This is a genomic window from Halomicrobium katesii DSM 19301, assembly GCF_000379085.1.
Taxonomy (GTDB): domain Archaea; phylum Halobacteriota; class Halobacteria; order Halobacteriales; family Haloarculaceae; genus Halomicrobium; species Halomicrobium katesii.
In genome coordinates this window covers 2,684,751-2,703,622 of record NZ_KB905378.1, presented here as the reverse complement: position 1 = coordinate 2,703,622, position 18,872 = coordinate 2,684,751, and the positions used below count along the sequence as shown (strand labels likewise).

The following is an 18,872-nucleotide window of genomic DNA, read 5'->3' as shown; positions in this document are numbered from 1 at the left end:
CGACGATGACAGTCGTCTTTGCCGGCGTCGGAGCCGACGACAGCAACGTCAACGCCCACGCGCCGCTGTACCCGGACGGCCGCTTCGAATACGTCCCGATTCCGGAGAAGACGCCCGACACCGACGAGTCAGAGACCTACGGCAGCTGGGCGCTGCGCTACGACGACCGGATCGCCGCGGAGCTGACCGACCGCCTCGACACCTACCCGGAGGACGGGAGCGCCGAGACGGTTCGCGACGAGGCCGTTGCGGACTGGCCGCTGCACCGCGACCCCAACTTCGAGGCGATGACCTACGGCGAGCACCGCGAGGGGTTCGGGCAGTACGTCTCGCGGCTCTCAGGCCTCGGCGAGGACGACGTGGTGGCGTTCTACACCTCGCTGGTCGAGGAGCGGTCGGAACGCAAGCACCGCTATCTCGTCGGCTACTTCACCGTTGAGGGACGTACCGTGATCGAACCGGGCGATCCGACCGACCTGAAGCGTGAGAAGCTCGCGCGCCACCCCGAGAACGCCCACGCGAAGCGCGCCGTCGAGGGCGTCCCCTTCTACGACGACAAGCGGCTCGTGTTGCTCGACGGCCGGACGCCCGGTGGGCTCTTCGAGCGCGATCCGATTCGGCTGAGCGAGTACCGCGACCGCCCGGACGGTTCCGGCGGGTACTACCTCGACTCGGCCGTGGCCGAGCGCTTCGCAGTCTCGGAGGGGTCCGACTACATGACTCGAAAGCCCGCACTGGTGAGCGAACTGGACGGCGAGGAGTTCGTCGAACGAGTCGGTCGGCCGGGCGACCGTTGACGGCGGCCAGCGTTCGTTCTCGTCGGGGCGACGGCCCTACTGACGAGACTGGGAACTTTTATAATCTAGTGATATAACTAGCTTATCTATGACGCGGACCCAGCTCCAGCGCGCACGGGACGGAGAGATCACGCCGGCGATGGAACGGATCGCAGAGCGCGAGACCGTCGACGCCGAGTTCGTCCGCAAGCAGGTCGCGGACGGACAGGCGGTGATCCCGGCCAACCGAAGCCACGAGACGCTCGACCCGATGATCATCGGCCGGGAGTTCTCGACGAAGGTCAACGCCAACATCGGCAACAGCGAGGAGACGAGCGACCTCGACGGCGAACTGGAGAAGCTCCACACCGCGGTCCACTACGGCGCGGACACGGTGATGGACCTCTCGACGGGCGCGAACTTAGACGAGATCCGCGAGGCAAACGTCGAGCATTCGCCGGTTCCAGTCGGGACGGTCCCGATCTACGAGGCCGTCAAGCGAGCGGGCAGCCCCGAGGAGATCACCCACGAGCTCCTGCTGGACGTGATCGAGAAACAGGCCGAGCAGGGCGTCGACTACATGACGATCCACGCGGGCGTGCTGATGGAACACCTCCCGCTGACCGACGGCCGCAAGACCGGGATCGTCTCTCGCGGCGGATCGATCATGGCCAAGTGGATGGAGGAAAACGGGATGCAGAACCCCCTCTACACGAAATACGAGGAGATCTGCGAGATCTTCCGTGAACACGACGTGACCTTCAGTCTCGGCGACGGCCTGCGGCCCGGCTGCATCGCAGACGCGAGCGACGAGGCGCAGTTCGCAGAGCTGGACACCCTGGGCGAACTGACCCGAAAAGCGTGGGACGAGGGCGTCCAGGTGATGGTCGAGGGACCGGGCCACGTGCCCATGGACGAGGTCGCGGACAACGTCGAGCGCCAGCAGGAGGTCTGTGACGGCGCGCCCTTTTACGTCCTCGGCCCGCTGGTGACCGACATCGCGCCGGGCTACGACCACATCACCAGCGCGATCGGCGCGACGGAGGCCGGACGCGCGGGCGCGGCGATGCTGTGTTACGTCACGCCCAAAGAGCACCTCGGCCTGCCAGAACGGGAGGACGTGCGCGAAGGGCTCGCGGCCTACCGGATCGCCGCACACGCCGCCGACGTTGCCAACGGGCGCGAGGGGGCCAGCGACTGGGACGACGCCCTCTCGGAAGCCCGGTACGCGTTCGACTGGTCGGAGCAGTTCGAGCTCGCGCTCGACCCCGAGCGCGCGAAGGCCTACCACGACAAGACGCTGCCGGGTGACAACTACAAGGACGCCCGCTTCTGTTCGATGTGTGGCGTCGAGTTCTGCTCGATGCGGATCGATCAGGACGCGCGGGAGGGCGACGAGATGGCGTCGATCGCCGACGAGACCGACCTCGAAGGATCGGCCGCCGCGTCGGTGAACCAACCGCCGGTCGGCACCCACGACAGCGACGCCGAGTTGCACCACCACGAGGGTCGACCGACAGTCGTCGGCGACGACGACTGATACGGACGGTTGTAGGAATTTACCGGATCTCTCACAGTCCGTCCGACACTGCGGCGAGTGGACGACGCTCTCGGCGGTGATCCGCGATCGATCGCCCGGAACGACGGTCGCTCCCCGCGACCCGAACCTATAAGGTCCCGTCAACTGCCACCTAGCATGTGGTTTACGAGACAGGTAACCGAACGATCGACGACGCTGTCGCCCGCGTGATCGACGGCGAACAGTTGGATCGCCGCGACGGGCTCGCGCTGCTGGCCCAGCCCGTCGGCGAACTCGCAGCGGGGGCCGACTACGTCCGGTCACAGTTCGGTGACGGGACCGTCGACGCCTGCTCGATCGTGAACGCGAAGGCCGGCAACTGCGCCGAGGACTGTGGCTTCTGCGCTCAGTCGGTCCACTTCGACACCGGGATCGAAAACTACGGCTTCCTCGACCCCGAGGAGATCCTCGCCGCGGCCAAGCGCGCCGAACGCGACGGTGCCCAGCGCTTCGGGATCGTCGTCGCCGAGAAGGGCGTCTCGAAAGAGCACCGCCCCGAGGAGTGGCAGGAAGTCCTGCGAGCGATCAGGCTGGTCCGCGACGAGACGGCCGTGGAGGTCGACGCGAGTCTCGGCATCCTCACGGAGGAGGAAGCGGCCATCCTGGCCGAGGAGGGGCTCAACCACTACAATCACAACATCGAGACCTCGCCGCGCTTCTTCCCCGAGATCGTCGACTCCCACAGCTTCGAGGACCGCGTGGCGACCCTGGAAGTCGCCAAGGAGGCGGGCATGGACCTCTGTGCCGGCGTGATTCTGGGAATGGGCGAGTCCCCGGCGGATCGCGTCGACGCCGCGGTCGCCCTCCAGGACATCGGCGTCTCCTCGCTCCCGGTCAACATCCTCAATCCGGTCGCCGGGACGCCCCTCTCGGAGAAGCTGAACGGGACGGCCGACATCACGACCGAGGAGATCGTCGAGACGATCGCAGTGTACCGATTCCTCCACCCCGAGGCACGGGTCCGACTCACCGGCGGCCGGGAGGTCAACCTTGACGAAGACGAACAGCATCTCCCGTTCGAGGCGGGAGCCGACGGGATGCTCACCGGCGACTACCTGACGACGGACGGCCAGTCGCCCGGTGACGACATCGAGACCGTCGAGCGGGCCGGACTGGAGCCGAACATGGCCGAAAACGAGTTCGACCCGGCGGCAGTCAAGGAGCGCGGCAACGACGCTGCCGATCCCGACGGCGTCGTCGAGACGGCGGCGGGGACGGCGACCAGCGAAGCGGAATCCGGAGACTGACACCATGGACGACATTCGATTCGCAGTACTCGGAACGGGTGGTATCGGCAGACGAACGCTCGAAGTCGCGACCCACAGAGACGGCCTCACGCCCGTCGCGGCGTGTGATCGCAACGGGGTCGCGATCGACGGCGACGGGCTCGACGTGGACGAACTGCTCGACGCCACCGAGGGCAACATCGCGAGCGGGCCGTCAGACGAGCGAGACGTGGCCCCAGACGGCGGGGCGGCGGCCGGCGGCGTCAAACAGCACGGCGAGCAGGCGGGGATCGTCGCCAGCGACCAGGGCCGGGAGACCGAGACGCCGATCGACGACGTGATCGCCGAGGCCGACGAGATCGACGCGGTCCTGATGGCGCTGCCCAACCTGGAGCACGACTTCATCCCACGGGTCGCCCAGCGGTTCGCAGACGCCGACTACGGGGGCGTCCTGATCGACGTGCTCAAACGCTCGCGCGTGATCGGGATGCTGGAAGACCGCGAGCAACGACTCGTCGACGCCGGCATCACGTTCGTCTGTGGAGCCGGTGCGACGCCGGGGCTGCTCACCGGGGCGGCGGCGCTTGCCGCCCAGTCGTTCGTCGAGATCGAGTCCGTCGATATCTGGTGGGGCGTCGGCCTGAAGTCGGGCTACGAGGACAACCGCGGCACCGTCCGAGAGGACATCGCCCACCTCGACGGCTACGACATCGAGTCGGCCCGCGAGATGAGCGAGGTGGAGATCGAGGCGCTGATCGACGAGCGCGACGGTCGCCTGGTGTTCGACGACATGGAACACGCCGACGACGTGTTGCTGGAGCGGGCCGGCGTCTGTGACGCCGAGGACGTGACCGTCGGCGGGATTCTCGACGTGCGTCAGGACGAGAAGCCGACGACGACGACCGTCAGCGTGACCGGCAGGACCTTCGACGGCGAGACGGGGACCAACACCGTCCGGCTCGACGACGCGACGAGCATGGAAGCCAACGTCAACGGCCCCGCGATCGGCTACCTGAAGGCCGCCGTGTCGCGAAATCGCGCGGGCGACTACGGCGTCTACGGGCCGGCAGAACTGATGCCGACGTTCTGATGACACACGGATTTTCGCTCGGGGGACGGCTCGAACAGCGCGAGGAGCGCGGCCTGCGACGCCACCTGAACCCGGCTGAATCGGTCGCCGGCCGGACCCGGTTGGCCGACGATCCGGGCGGTGGAACCGCCGACTTCGGCGATCCGGAGCTGGTCTTCGCCGCGAACAACTACCTCGGACTGGCCGACGACGGACGGGTCCAGCGAGCGGCCGAGACCGCGGCACGGTCGATCGGCACCGGTGCCGGCGCGTCCCGGCTCGTCACGGGGGATACGACGCTCCATCGAGCCCTGGAACGCGACCTCGCAGACAGCAAGGGAGCGGAGCGCGCGCTCGTGTTTTCGTCTGGCTACGCTGCAAACGTCGGTGTGATCGACGCGCTCGCTCCGGACGTGGTGTTCTCCGACGAGCTGAACCACGCCAGCATCGTCGACGGCTGTCGGATCGGGGCCGGCGAGACGGTGGTCTACGACCACTGTGACCCCGCGGATCTCGCGCGGCGGATGGACGCTCGAAGCGGCGACGCCGACGGCGAGTCGTGGCTCGTCCTCACCGACAGCGTGTTCTCTATGGACGGCGACCGCGCGCCGCTGTCCGACATCTGTGACGCGGCCGAGCGCCACGGCGCGTGGGTGATGGTCGACGAAGCCCACGCGACCGGTGTCGTCGGTGCCGACGGTGGCGGTGTCGTCCAGGCACAGGGCGTGAGCGACCGGATCGACGTACAGCTCGGGACCCTCTCGAAGGCGCTGGCCGCACAGGGCGGCTACGTCGCCGGTGCGGAGACGCTGATCGAGTTCCTGCTCAACGAGGCCCGGACGTTCGTCTTCTCGACCGGACTCGCACCGCCGGCCGCCGGAGCGGCACGCGAGGCGCTCCGGGTCGCCCGCGAGGGGTCTCGACGGGAGCGGCTCTGGGAGAACGTCGAGCGGCTCCGGGACGGCCTCGAAGCCGCCGGGTTCGAGGTGCTTGGCGACACGCACATCCTCCCGGTGGTGGTCGGCCACCGAGAGGACGCGATGGCACTCGCGACGGCCGTCCGCGACCGGGGCATCGTCGCACCGGCGATCAGGCCGCCGACCGTCCCAGCCGGCCGATCGCGGCTCCGGATCGCGCCGATGGCGACCCACGACGAGGCGGCGATCGACCGCTGTCTCGACGCCTTCGAGCGTGCCGGAACGGAGTGTGTGCTGTTGTGAGCCTGTTCGTGGTCGGCACGGACACCGGCGTCGGCAAGACGGTCCTCACGGCCGGCATCACGGGCTGGCTGCGCCGTGACGGGATCGACGCGACCGCGGTCAAGCCCTGCCAGACCGGTGTTCCCGAGGACGACGACGCGCGCTTCGTCGAGCGCGTCTGTGACGACGACGCGGCCGCGACCTGTCTGGAGCGGCTCGGCCCGGCGCTGGCNCCCGCCGTTGCGGCCCGCGAGACGGGCGTCGAACTCTCCTACGACCGTCTGCTGTCCGGCTGTCGCGCAGCCGTCGAGGACAGCGAGGCGACCGTCGTCGAGGGGATCGGCGGACTCCGGGTCCCGCTGACGGCGACCCACGAGGTCGTCGATCTCGTCGCCGACCTCGACCTGCCGACGCTGGTCGTCGCCCGCTCCGGGTTAGGGACGCTGAATCACACGGCTCTGACCGTCGAGGCGCTACGTCGTCGGGGAGTCTCCGTTCGAGGCGTCGTCCTGAACGAGTACGAGGGCGCGACCGTCGCCGAGCGGACGAATCCGCGCGAGATCGAGACGGCCAACGACGTGCCGGTGGCGACGCTGCCGCCGGTCGACGTGGCGGACGGCGAGGCGCTCGTCGACGCCGTGGCGTCGGCGCTCCCCGAGCGATTTCGCGGCGTCGAACGGAGCGGCGACTGATACGGATTATTGTAGCGATTTACCGGTGATCGTCTACTCCGTGGCGACGATCACCGGTAAGCAACTACAATAATCCGTATGAGACCGCTGGCTTGCGTACCGCTGACCCGCGGTCGATAAAGGAGAGCGGTAGATCAGAGATCGACCGAGAGCAGCCGTTCCACGTCGACGCCTTCGGCGAGGAGTTCGCCCATCCGATCGACGGTGTCTCCGGTTCGGGTGCGGCCGGCGTGGAGAACGTCCTCGACGCGATCGATCGTCGTCCGGGTGTCCGACTGGACGAGCAAGATCGGGACGCCCTCTTCCTGTGCGCGACCGAGGACGGCACTGGCCGGTCGGAAGCCCCCGGTCAACAACAGCGCCTTGATGCCCGCCGCTTCCAGCGCGGCCGTCTGGACCTCCGAGCGGTCGCCGCCGGTGATCATGACCGCGTCTCGTGTCCGCCGGAACTGGTCGAGGGCACTGCTGCCGCCCATCGCGCCGACGGTGAACCGCTCGACGTGTTTGTCGAGGTCGATCTCCGGCGTCAGGACGTTACAGCCCAGGCTCCGGGCGAGTTCCTCGACCGTGACGCCGGCCAGCTCTGGGACCGTCGGGAGCGCGCCGAACACCGGCACGTCCCGCCCGTCGAGGAACGGGATCACGTCGTCGTTGAGCTCGTCCATCTTGGCGTCGGCGACGCCGTTGAAGACGACGCCTTCCAGCCGGTCGCCGGTCGTCTGTGCGCTGCCGAGCACCGCGTCGGTCGTCGCCACGGAGTCGTACCCCGTGACCAGCAACATGCGGGCGTCGAGGGCCTCGGCGACGTCCACGTCGTCGAGGTCGACGATGCTCCCCGTCGAGAGGTCGCCGCTCCCCTCGACGATCATCAGGTCTTTGTCCTCGGCCAGGTCCTCGAAGCTGTCGACGACCCGCTCGCGGAGTTCGTCGGGATCTTCGCGCCCGCGGATCGCCTCCTGAATGAACGTCGGGGAGTAGACGATCGGCTCCATCTCGTGCATCTCCGCGTCGAGATCGAGCAGTTCGCGCGCGAGCATCGGGTCCTCGTCGCGGGTCTTGCCGACCGCGCTCTGGAGCCGCGTGCCCTTCGGTTTCATGTACCCCACGTCGTAGCCCGCCCGCTGTGCGCGCCGAGCGAGCGCGAGGGTGATCGCCGTCTTGCCGATGCCGTCGTTCGTCGAGGTGACCAGTAGCGTGTTCATAGTTCCTCCTGATCGAGGGTCAGCCGCAGGTCGATCGCCGCGACGCCGTCGTTGGTCGCGACGAGCGGGTTGATGTCCAGTTCGACGATCGCCGGGAACTCCGTGACGAGCTGTGAGAGGCGCTGGATCGTCTCGACCAGCGCGTCCTCGTCGACCGGATCGCGACCGCGTGCGCCCCGCAACAGCGGGGCCGACTCGATGTCGTCGAGCATCGAGCGGGCGTCGGGCTCCGAGACCGGCGCGACCCGGAGCGTGGTGTCTTCGAGCACTTCGACGAAGATGCCGCCGAGTCCAAAGAGGACCAGCGGGCCGAACTGGGGATCGCGGTTCACCCCGAGGATCGTCTCGGTGCCCGCGTCGACGTCCAGCATCTCCTGGACCTGGACGCCGAGGATCGTCGCGTCCTGCTGGTAGTTGCGCGCTCGCACGACGAGGTCCTCGTAGGTGTCCCACACGTCCTCCGGTGAGACGCCGACCTCGACGCCGCCGATGTCGGACTTGTGGAGGATGTCCGGACTCACGATCTTCATGACGACCTCGCCGCCGATCGATTCCGCGACCGACTGGGCCTCCGACGGGGAGTCGACGACATCGCCCTCCGGCGTCGGGATCCCGTAGGCGTCGAGCAAGTCCATGGCCTCGACGCCGAGGCGGTTCTGGTTTCGGTCCGCGGCCGACTGCAGGATGTCCCGCGCCCGCTCGCGGTCCACGTCGAAGGTCTCGGGGTCGGTGTACTCGCGGGACTGGATGTCGTCGTAGCGGGCCAGCGCGTCGAGGCTGTCGACGGCGCGGGCCGGGTCGAAGTAGTTCGGAATGCCGGACTCGGTCAGCGTCGAGGCAGCGGGGCCGACGCTCTGGCCGCCCATCAGCGTGGTCGCGACGGGAATGTCGTACTCCCGCTGGCAGTCGACGACGACCTCCGCCAGTTCCTCGAACGAGAGGACCGCGGTCGGACAGGCGACGACGACCGCCATGGCGACGTTGTCGTCGGACATGACGGTCTCCAGGGCCGCCTCGAACCTGGCTGCCGGTGCGTCGCCGATGATGTCGACCGGGTTGTAGATGTTGGCCTCGTCGGGCATCGTCTCGGCGAGGCGCTCGACCGTGTCGTCGCCGAGGTCGGCCAGTTCGAGGCCGCTGTCGCCGACGGCGTCGGTGGTCATCACGCCGGGTCCGCCCGCGTTCGTGACGATCGCGACGTCTTTCCCCTCCGGGAGGGGCTGGTCGGCGAGGATCTGTGCGTAGTCGAACAGTTCCTGGACGGTCTCGACCCGGATCGCGCCGGACTGTTCGAGACCCGCCTCGTAGGCCGCTTCCGAACCGGCCATCGCGCCGGTGTGGGAAGCGGCGGCGCTGGCACCGGCGTCGGTCCGGCCGGACTTGACGAGCACGATCGGCGTGTCCTGCGTGACCTCGCGCGCGGTCTGGACGAAGCCCGCGCCGTCCTCGATGTCTTCGAGGTAGCCCAGGATCACGTCGGTGTCGGGGTCTGTCCCCCACTCGTCGATGAAGTCCCGTTCGTCGAGGATCGCCTTGTTGCCCAGCGAGACGATATCTTTGAATCCCACGTCGCGTTCGGCGGCCCAGTCCAGGACGGCCGTGACGAACGCGCCGGACTGGCTCATAAACGAGATGCCGCCGCTCGTTGCCATCTCGTTGCCGAACGTGGCGTTGAGTCCCGTCGGCGTGCTCATGATGCCGAGGCTGTTCGGGCCGACGAGGTTGAGGTCGTACTCGGCGGCCGTCTCTCTGAGGTCTTTCTCGCGTGCTGCGCCCTCTGCGCCGGTTTCGCCGAAGCCGGCGGTGATGACGACGACGTTCTCGATCCCCGCCTCGCCGGCCTCGCGGATCGAGTCGACGGCGACGTCGGGTGGGACGACGATCACCGCCACGTCGATGTCTGCCTCGACGTCGGCCACGGTGTCGTGGCAGTGCAGACCCAGCACGCTCTCCTTGTACGGGTTTACGGCGACGATATCACCCGCGAACGACGCCTGTAGGTTTTCCGTGATCGCGCGACCGACCGCACCGTCGGAGTCTGTCGCACCGACGACGGCGACCCGGTCGGGCGAGAACAACGTTGAGAGGCGTCCCATGCAGTTCGGCCTTCCCTGCGTGACGGGATAATTCTGCTGGCGGTGTCTCGGGTGGTGAGAACGGACCGGCGATTGTTGAGACTTTTATGCATCGAGTGCGAACGTCGCGCGATGGAGTCCGCCGACAGCGACCTGTTCGACACCGCCGACGTTGAGCGATCGGCCAGCGAGTTCGAGGTCGATCCAGCAGCGTTGACCGAGCGACTCGCCGACCACCAGGCGGCAGTCGAGGAGCTGCCGGGCGTCGAGAACATCGTCTACGAGTGGCGCAAGCAGTACGAGGACCCGCTGATCGAGCGCACGGCCGGGGTCTACTACCTGCGAGTGCCGTCGACCGTGTGGGACGAGTTCGGGGACGCCCTCGGTGTCGGCGACGCGATGCTCAGTGCCATCGTCGACGTACACCGCCGGACCGTTTCGACCGCGAGTGACGTGTCGTCGACGCCACCGGACGGTGTCGCGTACGTGGTGCTCGACCGCACGCAGTAAGTTGCGGCCCGACAGTGCTGGAGACGACTTTCTGGGACCGTCGTTCTCGATCAGACAGCAGATCGTCTCGGCTGATCGACTCCTGCAGAGCGGGAAACACTACATCTAGTTGCCGTATTGTGGAGGATTCGAGAATTAGGTTTACCAAAATCAAAAAGTTGTTTCTGGAATCGCGAAGACTTTAACTACCGTCCGGTAGTAGTTGTAGTTGCTATGAGCAAACAAACGTCCGTCCAGCAGGAGTTTGGCACCGTCGGTGACAACGAGCTTCGCCTCGAACGAGACAAGTCTGAGCAGATCATCGACGCGCTGAACAGCGACCTGGCGGCGACCTACGTCCTCTACCACCAGCTCAAGAAGCACCACTGGAACGTCGAGGGCGCGGAGTTTCGCGACCTCCACCTGTTCCTGGGCGACGCCGCCGCAAACGCCGAAGCGGCGGCCGACGAACTCGCCGAGCGCGCCCAGGCACTCGGTGGGACCCCCGTCGCCGGACCGGCCGCACTGGCCGACCACGCGCCGGTCGAATCCGAGGACGAGGACGTGTACGACATCCGGACCTCGCTGGCCAACGACCTCGAGATGTACGGCGAGATCATCGAGTCGCTGCGTGACCACGTCGAGCTGGCGACCAACCTCGGCGACCACGCGACGGCACAGATCCTCCGCGAGATCCTAGTCGAGACCGAAGAGGACGCTCACCACATCGAGCACTACCTCGAAGACGACACGCTCGTCACCGAGAACGCGATGCAGTAGCGTCGCAACTGACGGTATCGAGATCAGGTAGCAAGGAGAAGAGCCGCGTTACTCCCGGGGTTCGACCGTGAGGTCGGTCGCGATCCAGGCGTCGGAGTTTCCGTCTTCAGTGAAGACCGTTCTGTCGGGAGAACTCTGGTGCGCGCTGACCGACGGTTCTGTCCGAGCGTCGTCTGAATCTTGTTCGCGTTCCGAGACGGGTGCCATTAGCGGTGATTAGGTATGCCTAAAGCTAAAAGGGTTTTGGTTCGCCTAATCCGACCGCGGCTGGGTTTTTATAGCTCACACTGCAAGGGCGCGTATGAGCAGCTCCGACGACGATCTGGCGTCCCTGGTCGGCGAACTCGTCACGACGTTACAGCGGCTCGAAACCGAGTTCGAGCCACGGGACGACGACGATCGGCTGCGTCCGCCGACGCCGCGCGAACTGATGCGCCTGACCAGCGACGTGGCCATTCCCGCGACGATTCTCCTCCTGCGGACCAACATCGAGGCTCTGAAGCTCCTCCAGCGGGCGCTGCGGATGGCGGACGGTCGGGCACCGACGGCGGATTCGGAGGGGAGCGACGTGCGAGCGCGCGCCGAGCGCCTCAGCGCGACCACGCTCTCGAAGCTCGACGGCGCGCTCGCGGACCTTCAGGACGCCGTCGAGGGCCAGCCCACGGACGACGAGGCGCGCGAGCTCCTGACCGAAGCCCGTCGCCTGCGAGCGGACATCGAGTCCCGTATCGAGGAGCAGACTGCCGATGGCTCGGCGGACTCGACCACGACAGCCGAACCGGAGGCCAGAGACGAGAACGGAGACGTGCCCGTCGACGTAGACGCGGAACTGCGTTCGCTGAAAGACGACGTGACCGACCAGACTGATTCGGACGACGACGACTCGTCGTAAACACCGGATCGACTGGAAACGCTCGAACGCCAGAATGTACCAGCTGTAAGGTCCCTCCGCCGTACTGCACTCGTTCTCACGTCGCCGCAAATAAACATACGATAAAAAACATAATGTTTTATTATGTATGGGCTACTACGGAGAGACACCATGCCCACGACAGAGCGGCCGGGGAGAGTTCGGGCGAGGCTATTCGTTCGGGAGACCCTCCCGACACCGGCGACCCAGAGCAGCCAGCGGACCATCGCTCGGCTGGAGCGACTCACGTCGACGGGACTCCTCGACGACTACAGCGTAACGTCGTGGGACAAGCGGCTGCCGATCGACGGGGAGGACGCGCCCGAACAGCGGCGTCGGTACAACGAGTTCAGCGACTGGGCCCGGTCTAACGGTGCCCGCCTGACGCCGTTTTTCGACACCCGAGAGTGTTACTCGATGGAGACTGGCGAGAAGCGCACCGAGCTGGTCTTTCCGGCGATCTGTCTCGCACTCTACGAGGACGGCGACCTCCGGACCGTCGCACCGCACGCGGCCGGTTCCGAGACCGAATCCGTCGCGGATTGCCTGGATCGACTGGCCGAACAGTCCTCCGACGAACCGGTTCGACGGACGATCGTCACGGCCGACTGATACGGTTTATTGTAGTTGCTTACCGGTGATCGTCGCCACGGAGTAGACGATCACCGGTAAATCGCTACAATAATCCGTACGAGACGGATCGATATCGCCGTTTTCCCGGTCGACCGTACGACGGCAAGACGCCTCACTGGACTGCTCTCACCGATCGCTTCCGACCAGTTGGTCGACGACGAGACGCCTCATACGGAAAGTTGTAGGTCTTTACCAGATCGATCGCACGCCGTCGTGCGGTCGACTGGGTAAACGCCTACAACCGTCCGTATCACTGGACTGGTCGGAAGCGATACCCGTCCCAGTCCTGACTCTCCGGTTCCTTGATCCCGATCTCGGGATCGCGCAGTTCCTCGACGTACACCGGTTCGACCACGTCGCCGGTCTCGACGTCATCGGTCGTGACCTGGCCGAGCGCGCGGACGACGGTGTCTGCCACGTCGAACTCGACGATCGCCAGCGTGTTCGGTTCGCGCACGCCCGGCGGCGTCGCCGTCGAGTGAGTCCAGGTGACGACCTCGCCGCGGCGTTCCGAGAGGTCGATCGTCTCGGTCTGTTTCTCGCCACACTCCGGACAGAACGTGTGGCCGGGGTACGTCACGTGACCGTTCTCACAGCGGTGTGCGTCGAAGGTCACGCGAGATCACCCCCGTGTGACCGAGTGTGACGTCGTTGCGCGCGACACGAGCCGCCGACGAGTGAGTGTGCAACAGCGGTCATTCTGCAGCCTCCATGATCGTGGTGATGACGCAGTTCCCGAAGCCACCGACGTTACAGGCCAGTCCCACGTCGGCCTCGACCTGTCGCGGTCCAGCTTCGCCGACGAGCTGTTCGTAGATTTCGACGCCTTGAGCGACCCCGCTCGCGCCGAGCGGGTGACCTTTGGACTTCAGCCCGCCGGAGGTGTTGATCGGCAGTTCGCCGTCTCTGTCCGTGTCGCCGTCCATCGAGAGTTCCCAGGCTTCGCCCTGCTCGGCGACGCCGATCCCCTCCAGCTGGAGGAACTCCAGGATCGTGAACATGTCGTGGAGCTCGGCCACGTCGAGATCGTCGGGCCCCAGCCCGGCCATCTCGTAGGCCTGATCGCTCGACTCGACGACCCCGCCCATCACCGTCGGATCGTCGCGCTCGTGGACGACGTGGGTGTCCGTCGCGCCGCCGATCCCGGAGACGACGGCGTAGTCGTCGGTCAACTCGGCCGCCCGCTCCTCGGTGGTAAAGAGCATCGCGGCGCTGCCGTCCGTGATCGGACAGAAGTCGTACAGACGGAGCGGGTCGGCGACGATCGGCGACTCCAGAGCCGTCTCCGTCGTGATCTCCTTCTGGAACTGCGCGTTGGGGTTGTCGACGCCGTTGCGGTGGTTCTTCACGGCGACCTTCGCCAGCGATTCGCGGGGCGCGTCGAACCGTTCGAGGTAGTGACGCGCGGTCAGGCCGGCAAAGGAAGGCAGCGTCACGCCGTGCTTGTACTCGTCGGGGTGCGTGATCGAGGCGATGATGTCGGTCGCTTCCGGCGTGGTCTTGTGGGTCATCTTCTCGCCGCCGACCAGTAGCGTCATCTCGCTCGCGCCGGAGGCGATCGACTGCCAGGCCTCGTAGATCCCCGCACCGCCGGAGGAAGACGTCTGATCGACCCGCTCGCTGTAGGCCGGCAGCAGGCCGAGATCGTGAGCCAGCCAGTTCATCACGCCCGTCTGTCCCTCGAACTCCCCGCTGGACATGTTCGAGACGTACAGATGCTCCACGTCGTCGTTGTCGATGGGTGCGTCGGACAGACACTCCTCGCCCGCCTCCGCGAGTAGATCGCGGAGCCAGGCGTCGCGCTGGCCGAACTTCGTCATCGACGCTTCGATTACGGCGACTCCCATGTGAATGGGGACTCGCGGGGGTATTGTGTTCGTTGTGGTTCCAGTTGTCTTTGCCCTGACCTGTCACTCTAGTTGTCGTTGTGGCCCGCGTTCCCGGCAGTCGAGAGCCCGGGCAAAGTATATGAGTGTGCCACTGTCACACGAACACATGCAGGAAGCCTGGATACAGCTCCAGTGTCCCGACTGCACGACCGAGTGGGAACAGCGTCTCTCCGAGCTTCCGGCGTCCGGAGCGCAGTTCCAGTGTGACCACTGCGACGCGTACAATCCGACGGCGGAGTTCGCGAAGACCGCGCGGGATCTCGAAGTGCTCCGAGAGATGAACGGCGAGGAGTAGCACCTACCGATAGAACGACCGACCGGCCGCCTTCCACTCGTCGCCCTTCTCGACGCGCTGTGGACGGCGGCGCTTGCCGAAGCGTTCGAGACGCTCTTCGAGTACCCACTCGTTGGCGTACTCGGGTCCGTCGTCGCGCGCCGCTTCCGCGGCGGCCGCAGCGCGCTGGCGATCCGTGACGTGGGCACTGATCGCCGAGGCGATGGCCGCGGCCTCGGACGCCGACGCGTCGTCCGGGAGCGACACGTCCAGTTCCCGGTCGCCGGCAGCGACGGTCACCGTCGTCTCCTCGGCGGCATCGATCACTTCCTCGTCGTCAGTTGGTTCGAGTGACGACATCGTTACAGTGGGATGTTGCCGTGGTCTTTCGGCGGCGACTCCTCGCGTTTGCGTTCCAGCAGGTCGAGGTCGTCGATCAGCCGCGAGCGGGTGTCCTTCGGTTCGATCACGTCGTCGAGGTAGCCCCGCTTGGCCGGCCCGTAGGGATGAGCGAACTCCTCGCGGAACTCGTCCATGAGCGCCTGCCGGCGGGCGTCGGGGTCGTCGGCCTCGGCGATCTCGTTGCGATAGAGGATGTTGACCGCACCGCGCGGTCCGAGCACGGCCATCTCCGAGCCGGGCCAGGCGTAGTTCACGTCCGAACCGAGGAACTTCGAGGACATGACGATGTAGGCCCCGCCGTAGGCCTTCCTGACGACCACGGACAGCAGCGGCACCGTCGCTTCGGCGTAGGCGTAGATGAGCTTCGCCCCTCGACGGATGATCCCGTTGTGCTCCTGGTCGGTCCCGGGCATGAAGCCCGGCACGTCGACCAGCGAGACGATCGGGACGTTGAACGAGTCACACATCCGGATGAACCGGGCGGCCTTCTCGGCGGCGTCGATGTCCAGTGTCCCGGCGCTGACCCGGGGCTGGTTGGCGACGATCCCGACCGAGCGCCCGTCCATGCGGGCGAAGCCGACGACGACGTTGCGCGCCCAGTTCTCGTGGACCTCGAAGAACGAGCCCTCGTCGACGATGCTCCCGATGACCTTCGTCATGTCGTAGGGCTTGCGCGGGGCGTCGGGGACGATGTCGGTGACCTCCGGCACCTCGCGGTCCGGTTCGTCCCACGGTTTGACCCGCGGCGGGTCCTCCATGTTGTTCTGTGGGAGATACGAGAGGAGCCGTCGGATGTTCTCCAGTGCGGCCTCCTCGCTCGGGTACGCGAAGTGGGCGACGCCGGACTTCGAGGAGTGTGAGCCCGCACCGCCGAGTTCGCCCTTGGAGACCTGTTCACCGGTGACCGTCTCGATCACGTCCGGCCCCGTGATGAACATGTGGCTGGTGTCCTCGACCATGAAGGTGAAGTCCGTCAGCGCGGGCGAGTAGGTCGCGCCGCCGGCACACGGCCCCATGATCGCCGAGATCTGCGGGATCAGTCCCGAGGCCTCCGTGTTGCGCTGGAAGATCTTGGCGAAGCCGACCAGCGAGTCGACGCCCTCCTGAATGCGCGCGCCGCCGGAGTCGTTCAGCCCGATGACGGGCACGCCGTTCTCGATGGCCTTGTCCATCACCTTGCAGATCTTGTCGGCGACGACCTCGCCGACGGAGCCGCCGAGGACGGTGAAATCGTGGGCGAACAGAAAGACCTTCCGCCCGTCGACCTCGCCGTAGCCCGTCACGACGGCGTCGCCCGCGAACTGCTTTTCTTCCATCCCGAAGTTCGTCGACCGGTGTTCGACGAACGGATCGATCTCGTTGAACGTGCCGTCGTCGACGAGGAAGTCGATCCGTTCGCGGGCGGTCATCTTCCCCTTGTCGTGCTGGGCCTGGATGCGGTCCTCGCCGCCGCCCAGTTGGGCCTCGCGTTTGCGTTCCCGAAGCTCCTCGATGGGATCTGAGACCGCGTCGTCGGCCTCCGCTTGGCCGTCCGGATCCGCGTCGTGCTCACTCATGTTACCACTCCATGCCGCCGTTGACGCCGAGCACCTGTCCGGTCATGTAGCTCGATTCTTCGCTGGCGACGAACCGGACGATCCCCGAGATGTCCTCGACCGTGGCGAACCTGTTCAGCGGAATTTCTCGCAGGATCTTCTCTTGAACGCGCTCTGGTACTTCTTCGAGCATGTCCGTTGCGACGAACCCCGGCGCGATGCAGTTGGCCGTCGAGCCGGTGTCGGCGAGTTCGAGCGCGAGCGTGCGCGTGAACCCGAACAGACCGGACTTCGTCGTCGCGTAGTTGGCCTGCCCGTAGTTGCCCTGCTGGCCGACGACCGAGGAGATGTTGATCAGCCGTCCGATGTCCGACTGTTCGATGTCGTCGTGGAAGGCGTTCGTACAGTTGAACACGCCGCCGAGGTTCACGTCGATGACCGTCTCCCAGTCCTCGCGGGTCATGTTCTCGAACTTCTTGTCGATGGTGATGCCGGCGTTGTTGACGAGTACGTCCACCGACCCGAACGTATCGTGTACCGCCGCGGCCATCGATTCCACGTCGTCCTGGTCGGAGATGTCGGCCTGTGCGGCCATCGCGGTGCCGCCGTCGTCTTCGATGTCCTCGACGACGGCCCTGGCTTCGTTTTCCGACGATCGATAGTTCACTACGACGTCGCCCCCGTGGGCCGCCAGGTCTTTGGCGATACCGCGTCCGATCCCGCGCGACGACCCGGTCACGACGCAGGTCTGGCCATCGAGATTCATGGCTGGCCGCGCTCGCCCCCAGTAGTTCGTCTGTTCATGGTACTGGAACACGCCGCGGGCAAGCAAATAATAGTTCTCCTTGCCCCAGCCGATATTTACTACATACATTCATTATCGATCGGCAAATTATCTCCGAACTTCCTTCGTGGGCGGTAGACGACAACGACAAGTATTTTAGGGTTGCCTAAAGAGATGTGAGCAACCGATGACCGACATCTGCGTCGTCGTTCCGACGATCAGGGAGTACGAGTGTATCGAGGCGTACGTCGAGAACGCGCGTCGACACGGGTTCGACACCGACCGCCTGTCGTTCGTTCTCGTGACAGAGGACTTCTGTGACACCGACGAAATGGCCGCGCTGATCGACGATCTGGGCGTCGACGGCGAAGTGTTCGACGGCTCGCGCCGCACCGAGTGGTTCGAACGACAGGGCGCGGGCGAGTACGACCACCTGATTCCCGAGGCCAGTCACGCACAGACCTCCTTCGGCCTGCTGTACATGTGGGCCAACGACTTCGAGTACGGCGTGTTCATCGACGACGACACGCTCCCCCACGACGACGTGGACTTCTTTGGCACACACATGCGGAACCTCGACTACGACGGCGAGATCGAGCAGGTCCGCTCGGACGAGCAGTGGATCAACGTCCTCTATCAGTCCGACCACGACCTCTACCCGCGTGGCTACCCCTACGCCGCCATGGACGAGACCGTCGAGACCGAGACCGCCCACGTCGACGAGGTCGTCGCCTCACAGGGCCTCTGGACGAACGTGCCCGACCTCGACGCGGTCCGGATCCTGATGGACGGCGACCTCCAGGGCCAGGCCCAGACGCGCACGACCAGCGAGGACTACGGGACGGACTTCGTCGCCGCACCGGGCCAGTACCTCACCGTCTGCTCGATGAACCTCGCCTTCCGTCGGGAAGTGATCCCAGCCTTCTACCAGTTGCCCATGGACGACAACCGCTGGGACGTGGGCCGCTTCGACGACATCTGGAGCGGACTCTTCCTCAAACGCGCGGCCGACGTGCTCGGCAAGCAGGTGTACAACGGCGACCCGCTCTGTGAGCACAACAAGGCCCCGCGTTCGACGTTCTCGGACCTGACCAACGAGGTCCACGGACTCGAACTGAACGAGCACGTCTGGGAGATCGTCGACGAGGTCGGCGGCGACGCAGACAGCTACGCCGGCGTGTTCCGAGCGATGGCACGGGCCCTCGCCGAGGGCGACTTCGACGACTGGGAGAACGGGCCGTTCCTGAACTACTGCGGGGAGTACATGCTCGACTGGCTGAGCTGTCTCGACGAGATCGACCCCGGTAGCGTCAGCGAAAAACCGGCGGCCGTACCGGCGGACGATTAGAAAGGTATAA

The 18,872-nt window shown here is 66.1% G+C and carries 20 protein-coding genes; 12 read left to right on the top strand and 8 right to left on the bottom strand.

Translation table 11 applies throughout. The annotated features are described in order from the left end of the window. The first annotated feature begins 5 nt into the window (after positions 1-5). The 6 genes from HALKA_RS0114235 (at position 6) to bioD (ending at position 6,541) form a co-directional block, all read left to right on the top strand. A complete protein-coding gene (locus HALKA_RS0114235) occupies positions 6-797 on the top strand; it encodes an Nmad3 family putative nucleotide modification protein (RefSeq protein WP_018258626.1) in 792 nt (263 codons plus the stop codon). 88 nt (positions 798-885) lie between these two features. Then, positions 886-2,316 carry a phosphomethylpyrimidine synthase ThiC gene (thiC, locus tag HALKA_RS0114230; protein WP_018258625.1) on the top strand — a complete coding sequence of 477 codons (1,431 nt, stop codon included), beginning with the start codon at positions 886-888 and terminating at the stop codon, positions 2,314-2,316. Positions 2,317-2,474: 158 nt separating this feature from the next. Further along, on the top strand, positions 2,475-3,602 hold the full coding sequence (bioB, locus tag HALKA_RS0114225) for a biotin synthase BioB (protein WP_018258624.1): 1,128 nt from the start codon (positions 2,475-2,477) through the stop codon (positions 3,600-3,602). A gap of 4 nt (positions 3,603-3,606) precedes the next feature. Beyond that, positions 3,607-4,671 (top strand): (S)-8-amino-7-oxononanoate synthase BioU, encoded by a 1,065-nt coding sequence (locus tag HALKA_RS0114220; RefSeq protein ID WP_018258623.1) that lies wholly within the window; start codon positions 3,607-3,609, stop codon positions 4,669-4,671. Then, the gene (locus tag HALKA_RS0114215) at positions 4,671-5,870 is read left to right on the top strand and encodes an aminotransferase class I/II-fold pyridoxal phosphate-dependent enzyme (RefSeq protein ID WP_018258622.1); all 1,200 of its coding nucleotides are present in this window, start codon (positions 4,671-4,673) and stop codon (positions 5,868-5,870) included. Before HALKA_RS0114220 ends, HALKA_RS0114215 begins: the two co-directional genes overlap by 1 nt. Further along, the gene (bioD, locus tag HALKA_RS0114210; protein ID WP_018258621.1) at positions 5,867-6,541 is read left to right on the top strand and encodes a dethiobiotin synthase; all 675 of its coding nucleotides are present in this window, start codon (positions 5,867-5,869) and stop codon (positions 6,539-6,541) included. Before HALKA_RS0114215 ends, bioD begins: the two co-directional genes overlap by 4 nt. Before the next feature lie 134 nt (positions 6,542-6,675). Here the strand turns inward: bioD and HALKA_RS0114205 are convergent, their stop codons facing one another. Together HALKA_RS0114205 and acs are read right to left on the bottom strand one after the other, a co-directional pair. Then, the gene (locus tag HALKA_RS0114205) at positions 6,676-7,743 is read right to left on the bottom strand and encodes a phosphotransacetylase family protein (protein ID WP_018258620.1); all 1,068 of its coding nucleotides are present in this window, start codon (positions 7,741-7,743) and stop codon (positions 6,676-6,678) included. Next, positions 7,740-9,839, bottom strand: coding sequence for an acetate--CoA ligase alpha subunit (acs, locus tag HALKA_RS0114200; protein ID WP_018258619.1), 2,100 nt, complete (start codon positions 9,837-9,839; stop codon positions 7,740-7,742). The genes HALKA_RS0114205 and acs overlap by 4 nt, the downstream gene beginning before the upstream one ends. 111 nt (positions 9,840-9,950) lie before the next feature. Between acs and HALKA_RS0114195 the strand changes: the two genes are divergently transcribed. Beyond that, positions 9,951-10,328 carry a DUF8048 family protein gene (locus HALKA_RS0114195; RefSeq protein ID WP_018258618.1) on the top strand — a complete coding sequence of 126 codons (378 nt, stop codon included), beginning with the start codon at positions 9,951-9,953 and terminating at the stop codon, positions 10,326-10,328. A gap of 213 nt (positions 10,329-10,541) precedes the next feature. After that, on the top strand, positions 10,542-11,087 hold the full coding sequence (gene dpsA, locus HALKA_RS0114185; RefSeq protein ID WP_018258616.1) for a DNA starvation/stationary phase protection protein DpsA: 546 nt from the start codon (positions 10,542-10,544) through the stop codon (positions 11,085-11,087). Between the two features lie 48 nt (positions 11,088-11,135). Here the strand turns inward: dpsA and HALKA_RS21475 are convergent, their stop codons facing one another. Next, on the bottom strand, positions 11,136-11,294 hold the full coding sequence (locus HALKA_RS21475; RefSeq protein WP_018258615.1) for a hypothetical protein: 159 nt from the start codon (positions 11,292-11,294) through the stop codon (positions 11,136-11,138). 94 nt (positions 11,295-11,388) lie between these two features. Here HALKA_RS21475 and HALKA_RS0114175 point away from each other — a divergent pair, with 94 nt between their 5' ends. Then, on the top strand, positions 11,389-11,979 hold the full coding sequence (locus tag HALKA_RS0114175) for a DUF7547 family protein (RefSeq protein ID WP_018258614.1): 591 nt from the start codon (positions 11,389-11,391) through the stop codon (positions 11,977-11,979). Between the two features lie 150 nt (positions 11,980-12,129). Next, positions 12,130-12,609 (top strand): HTH domain-containing protein, encoded by a 480-nt coding sequence (locus tag HALKA_RS0114170; RefSeq protein ID WP_018258613.1) that lies wholly within the window; start codon positions 12,130-12,132, stop codon positions 12,607-12,609. Between the two features lie 271 nt (positions 12,610-12,880). Here the strand turns inward: HALKA_RS0114170 and HALKA_RS0114165 are convergent, their stop codons facing one another. Then, complete coding sequence (locus tag HALKA_RS0114165) at positions 12,881-13,246, bottom strand: Zn-ribbon domain-containing OB-fold protein (protein WP_018258612.1); 366 nt, start codon at positions 13,244-13,246, stop codon at positions 12,881-12,883. Between the two features lie 79 nt (positions 13,247-13,325). Then, on the bottom strand, positions 13,326-14,477 hold the full coding sequence (locus tag HALKA_RS0114160; RefSeq protein ID WP_018258611.1) for a thiolase family protein: 1,152 nt from the start codon (positions 14,475-14,477) through the stop codon (positions 13,326-13,328). A 148-nt stretch (positions 14,478-14,625) separates the two neighbouring features. Here HALKA_RS0114160 and HALKA_RS0114155 point away from each other — a divergent pair, with 148 nt between their 5' ends. Beyond that, positions 14,626-14,814: a DUF7836 family putative zinc-binding protein gene (locus tag HALKA_RS0114155; protein WP_018258610.1), complete on the top strand. Its 189-nt coding sequence runs from the start codon at positions 14,626-14,628 to the stop codon at positions 14,812-14,814. 3 nt (positions 14,815-14,817) lie between these two features. Here the strand turns inward: HALKA_RS0114155 and HALKA_RS0114150 are convergent, their stop codons facing one another. From HALKA_RS0114150 to HALKA_RS0114140, 3 genes are read right to left on the bottom strand one after another with little or no spacing between them, the layout of a single operon-like run. Beyond that, complete coding sequence (locus HALKA_RS0114150) at positions 14,818-15,153, bottom strand: DUF8022 family protein (protein ID WP_018258609.1); 336 nt, start codon at positions 15,151-15,153, stop codon at positions 14,818-14,820. Between the two features lie 2 nt (positions 15,154-15,155). Beyond that, the gene (locus tag HALKA_RS0114145) at positions 15,156-16,751 is read right to left on the bottom strand and encodes an acyl-CoA carboxylase subunit beta (RefSeq protein WP_018258608.1); all 1,596 of its coding nucleotides are present in this window, start codon (positions 16,749-16,751) and stop codon (positions 15,156-15,158) included. 1 nt (position 16,752) lies between these two features. Further along, entirely contained in the window at positions 16,753-17,496 is a 744-nt protein-coding gene (locus HALKA_RS0114140; RefSeq protein ID WP_018258607.1) for a beta-ketoacyl-ACP reductase, read from the bottom strand. A 205-nt stretch (positions 17,497-17,701) separates the two neighbouring features. Between HALKA_RS0114140 and HALKA_RS0114135 the strand changes: the two genes are divergently transcribed. Then, on the top strand, positions 17,702-18,862 hold the full coding sequence (locus HALKA_RS0114135) for a hypothetical protein (protein WP_018258606.1): 1,161 nt from the start codon (positions 17,702-17,704) through the stop codon (positions 18,860-18,862). The last annotated feature ends 10 nt before the right edge of the window (positions 18,863-18,872 follow it).

Excerpts from the sequence above, each read along its gene's own strand:
- HALKA_RS0114220 (WP_018258623.1), top strand. The coding sequence starts at position 3,607 with ATGGACGACATTCGATTCGCAGTACTCGGAACGGGTGGTATCGGCAGA.
- HALKA_RS21475 (WP_018258615.1), bottom strand. The coding sequence starts at position 11,294 with ATGGCACCCGTCTCGGAACGCGAACAAGATTCAGACGACGCTCGGACA.
- HALKA_RS0114175 (WP_018258614.1), top strand. The coding sequence starts at position 11,389 with ATGAGCAGCTCCGACGACGATCTGGCGTCCCTGGTCGGCGAACTCGTC.
- HALKA_RS0114215 (WP_018258622.1), top strand. The coding sequence starts at position 4,671 with ATGACACACGGATTTTCGCTCGGGGGACGGCTCGAACAGCGCGAGGAG.
- HALKA_RS0114150 (WP_018258609.1), bottom strand. The coding sequence starts at position 15,153 with ATGTCGTCACTCGAACCAACTGACGACGAGGAAGTGATCGATGCCGCC.
- HALKA_RS0114135 (WP_018258606.1), top strand. The coding sequence starts at position 17,702 with ATGACCGACATCTGCGTCGTCGTTCCGACGATCAGGGAGTACGAGTGT.
- HALKA_RS0114205 (WP_018258620.1), bottom strand. The coding sequence starts at position 7,743 with ATGAACACGCTACTGGTCACCTCGACGAACGACGGCATCGGCAAGACG.
- acs (WP_018258619.1), bottom strand. The coding sequence starts at position 9,839 with ATGGGACGCCTCTCAACGTTGTTCTCGCCCGACCGGGTCGCCGTCGTC.
- thiC (WP_018258625.1), top strand. The coding sequence starts at position 886 with ATGACGCGGACCCAGCTCCAGCGCGCACGGGACGGAGAGATCACGCCG.
- dpsA (WP_018258616.1), top strand. The coding sequence starts at position 10,542 with ATGAGCAAACAAACGTCCGTCCAGCAGGAGTTTGGCACCGTCGGTGAC.
- HALKA_RS0114195 (WP_018258618.1), top strand. The coding sequence starts at position 9,951 with ATGGAGTCCGCCGACAGCGACCTGTTCGACACCGCCGACGTTGAGCGA.
- HALKA_RS0114170 (WP_018258613.1), top strand. The coding sequence starts at position 12,130 with ATGCCCACGACAGAGCGGCCGGGGAGAGTTCGGGCGAGGCTATTCGTT.
- HALKA_RS0114160 (WP_018258611.1), bottom strand. The coding sequence starts at position 14,477 with ATGGGAGTCGCCGTAATCGAAGCGTCGATGACGAAGTTCGGCCAGCGC.
- HALKA_RS0114145 (WP_018258608.1), bottom strand. The coding sequence starts at position 16,751 with ATGAGTGAGCACGACGCGGATCCGGACGGCCAAGCGGAGGCCGACGAC.
- HALKA_RS0114140 (WP_018258607.1), bottom strand. The coding sequence starts at position 17,496 with ATGAATCTCGATGGCCAGACCTGCGTCGTGACCGGGTCGTCGCGCGGG.
- HALKA_RS0114235 (WP_018258626.1), top strand. The coding sequence starts at position 6 with ATGACAGTCGTCTTTGCCGGCGTCGGAGCCGACGACAGCAACGTCAAC.
- HALKA_RS0114155 (WP_018258610.1), top strand. The coding sequence starts at position 14,626 with ATGCAGGAAGCCTGGATACAGCTCCAGTGTCCCGACTGCACGACCGAG.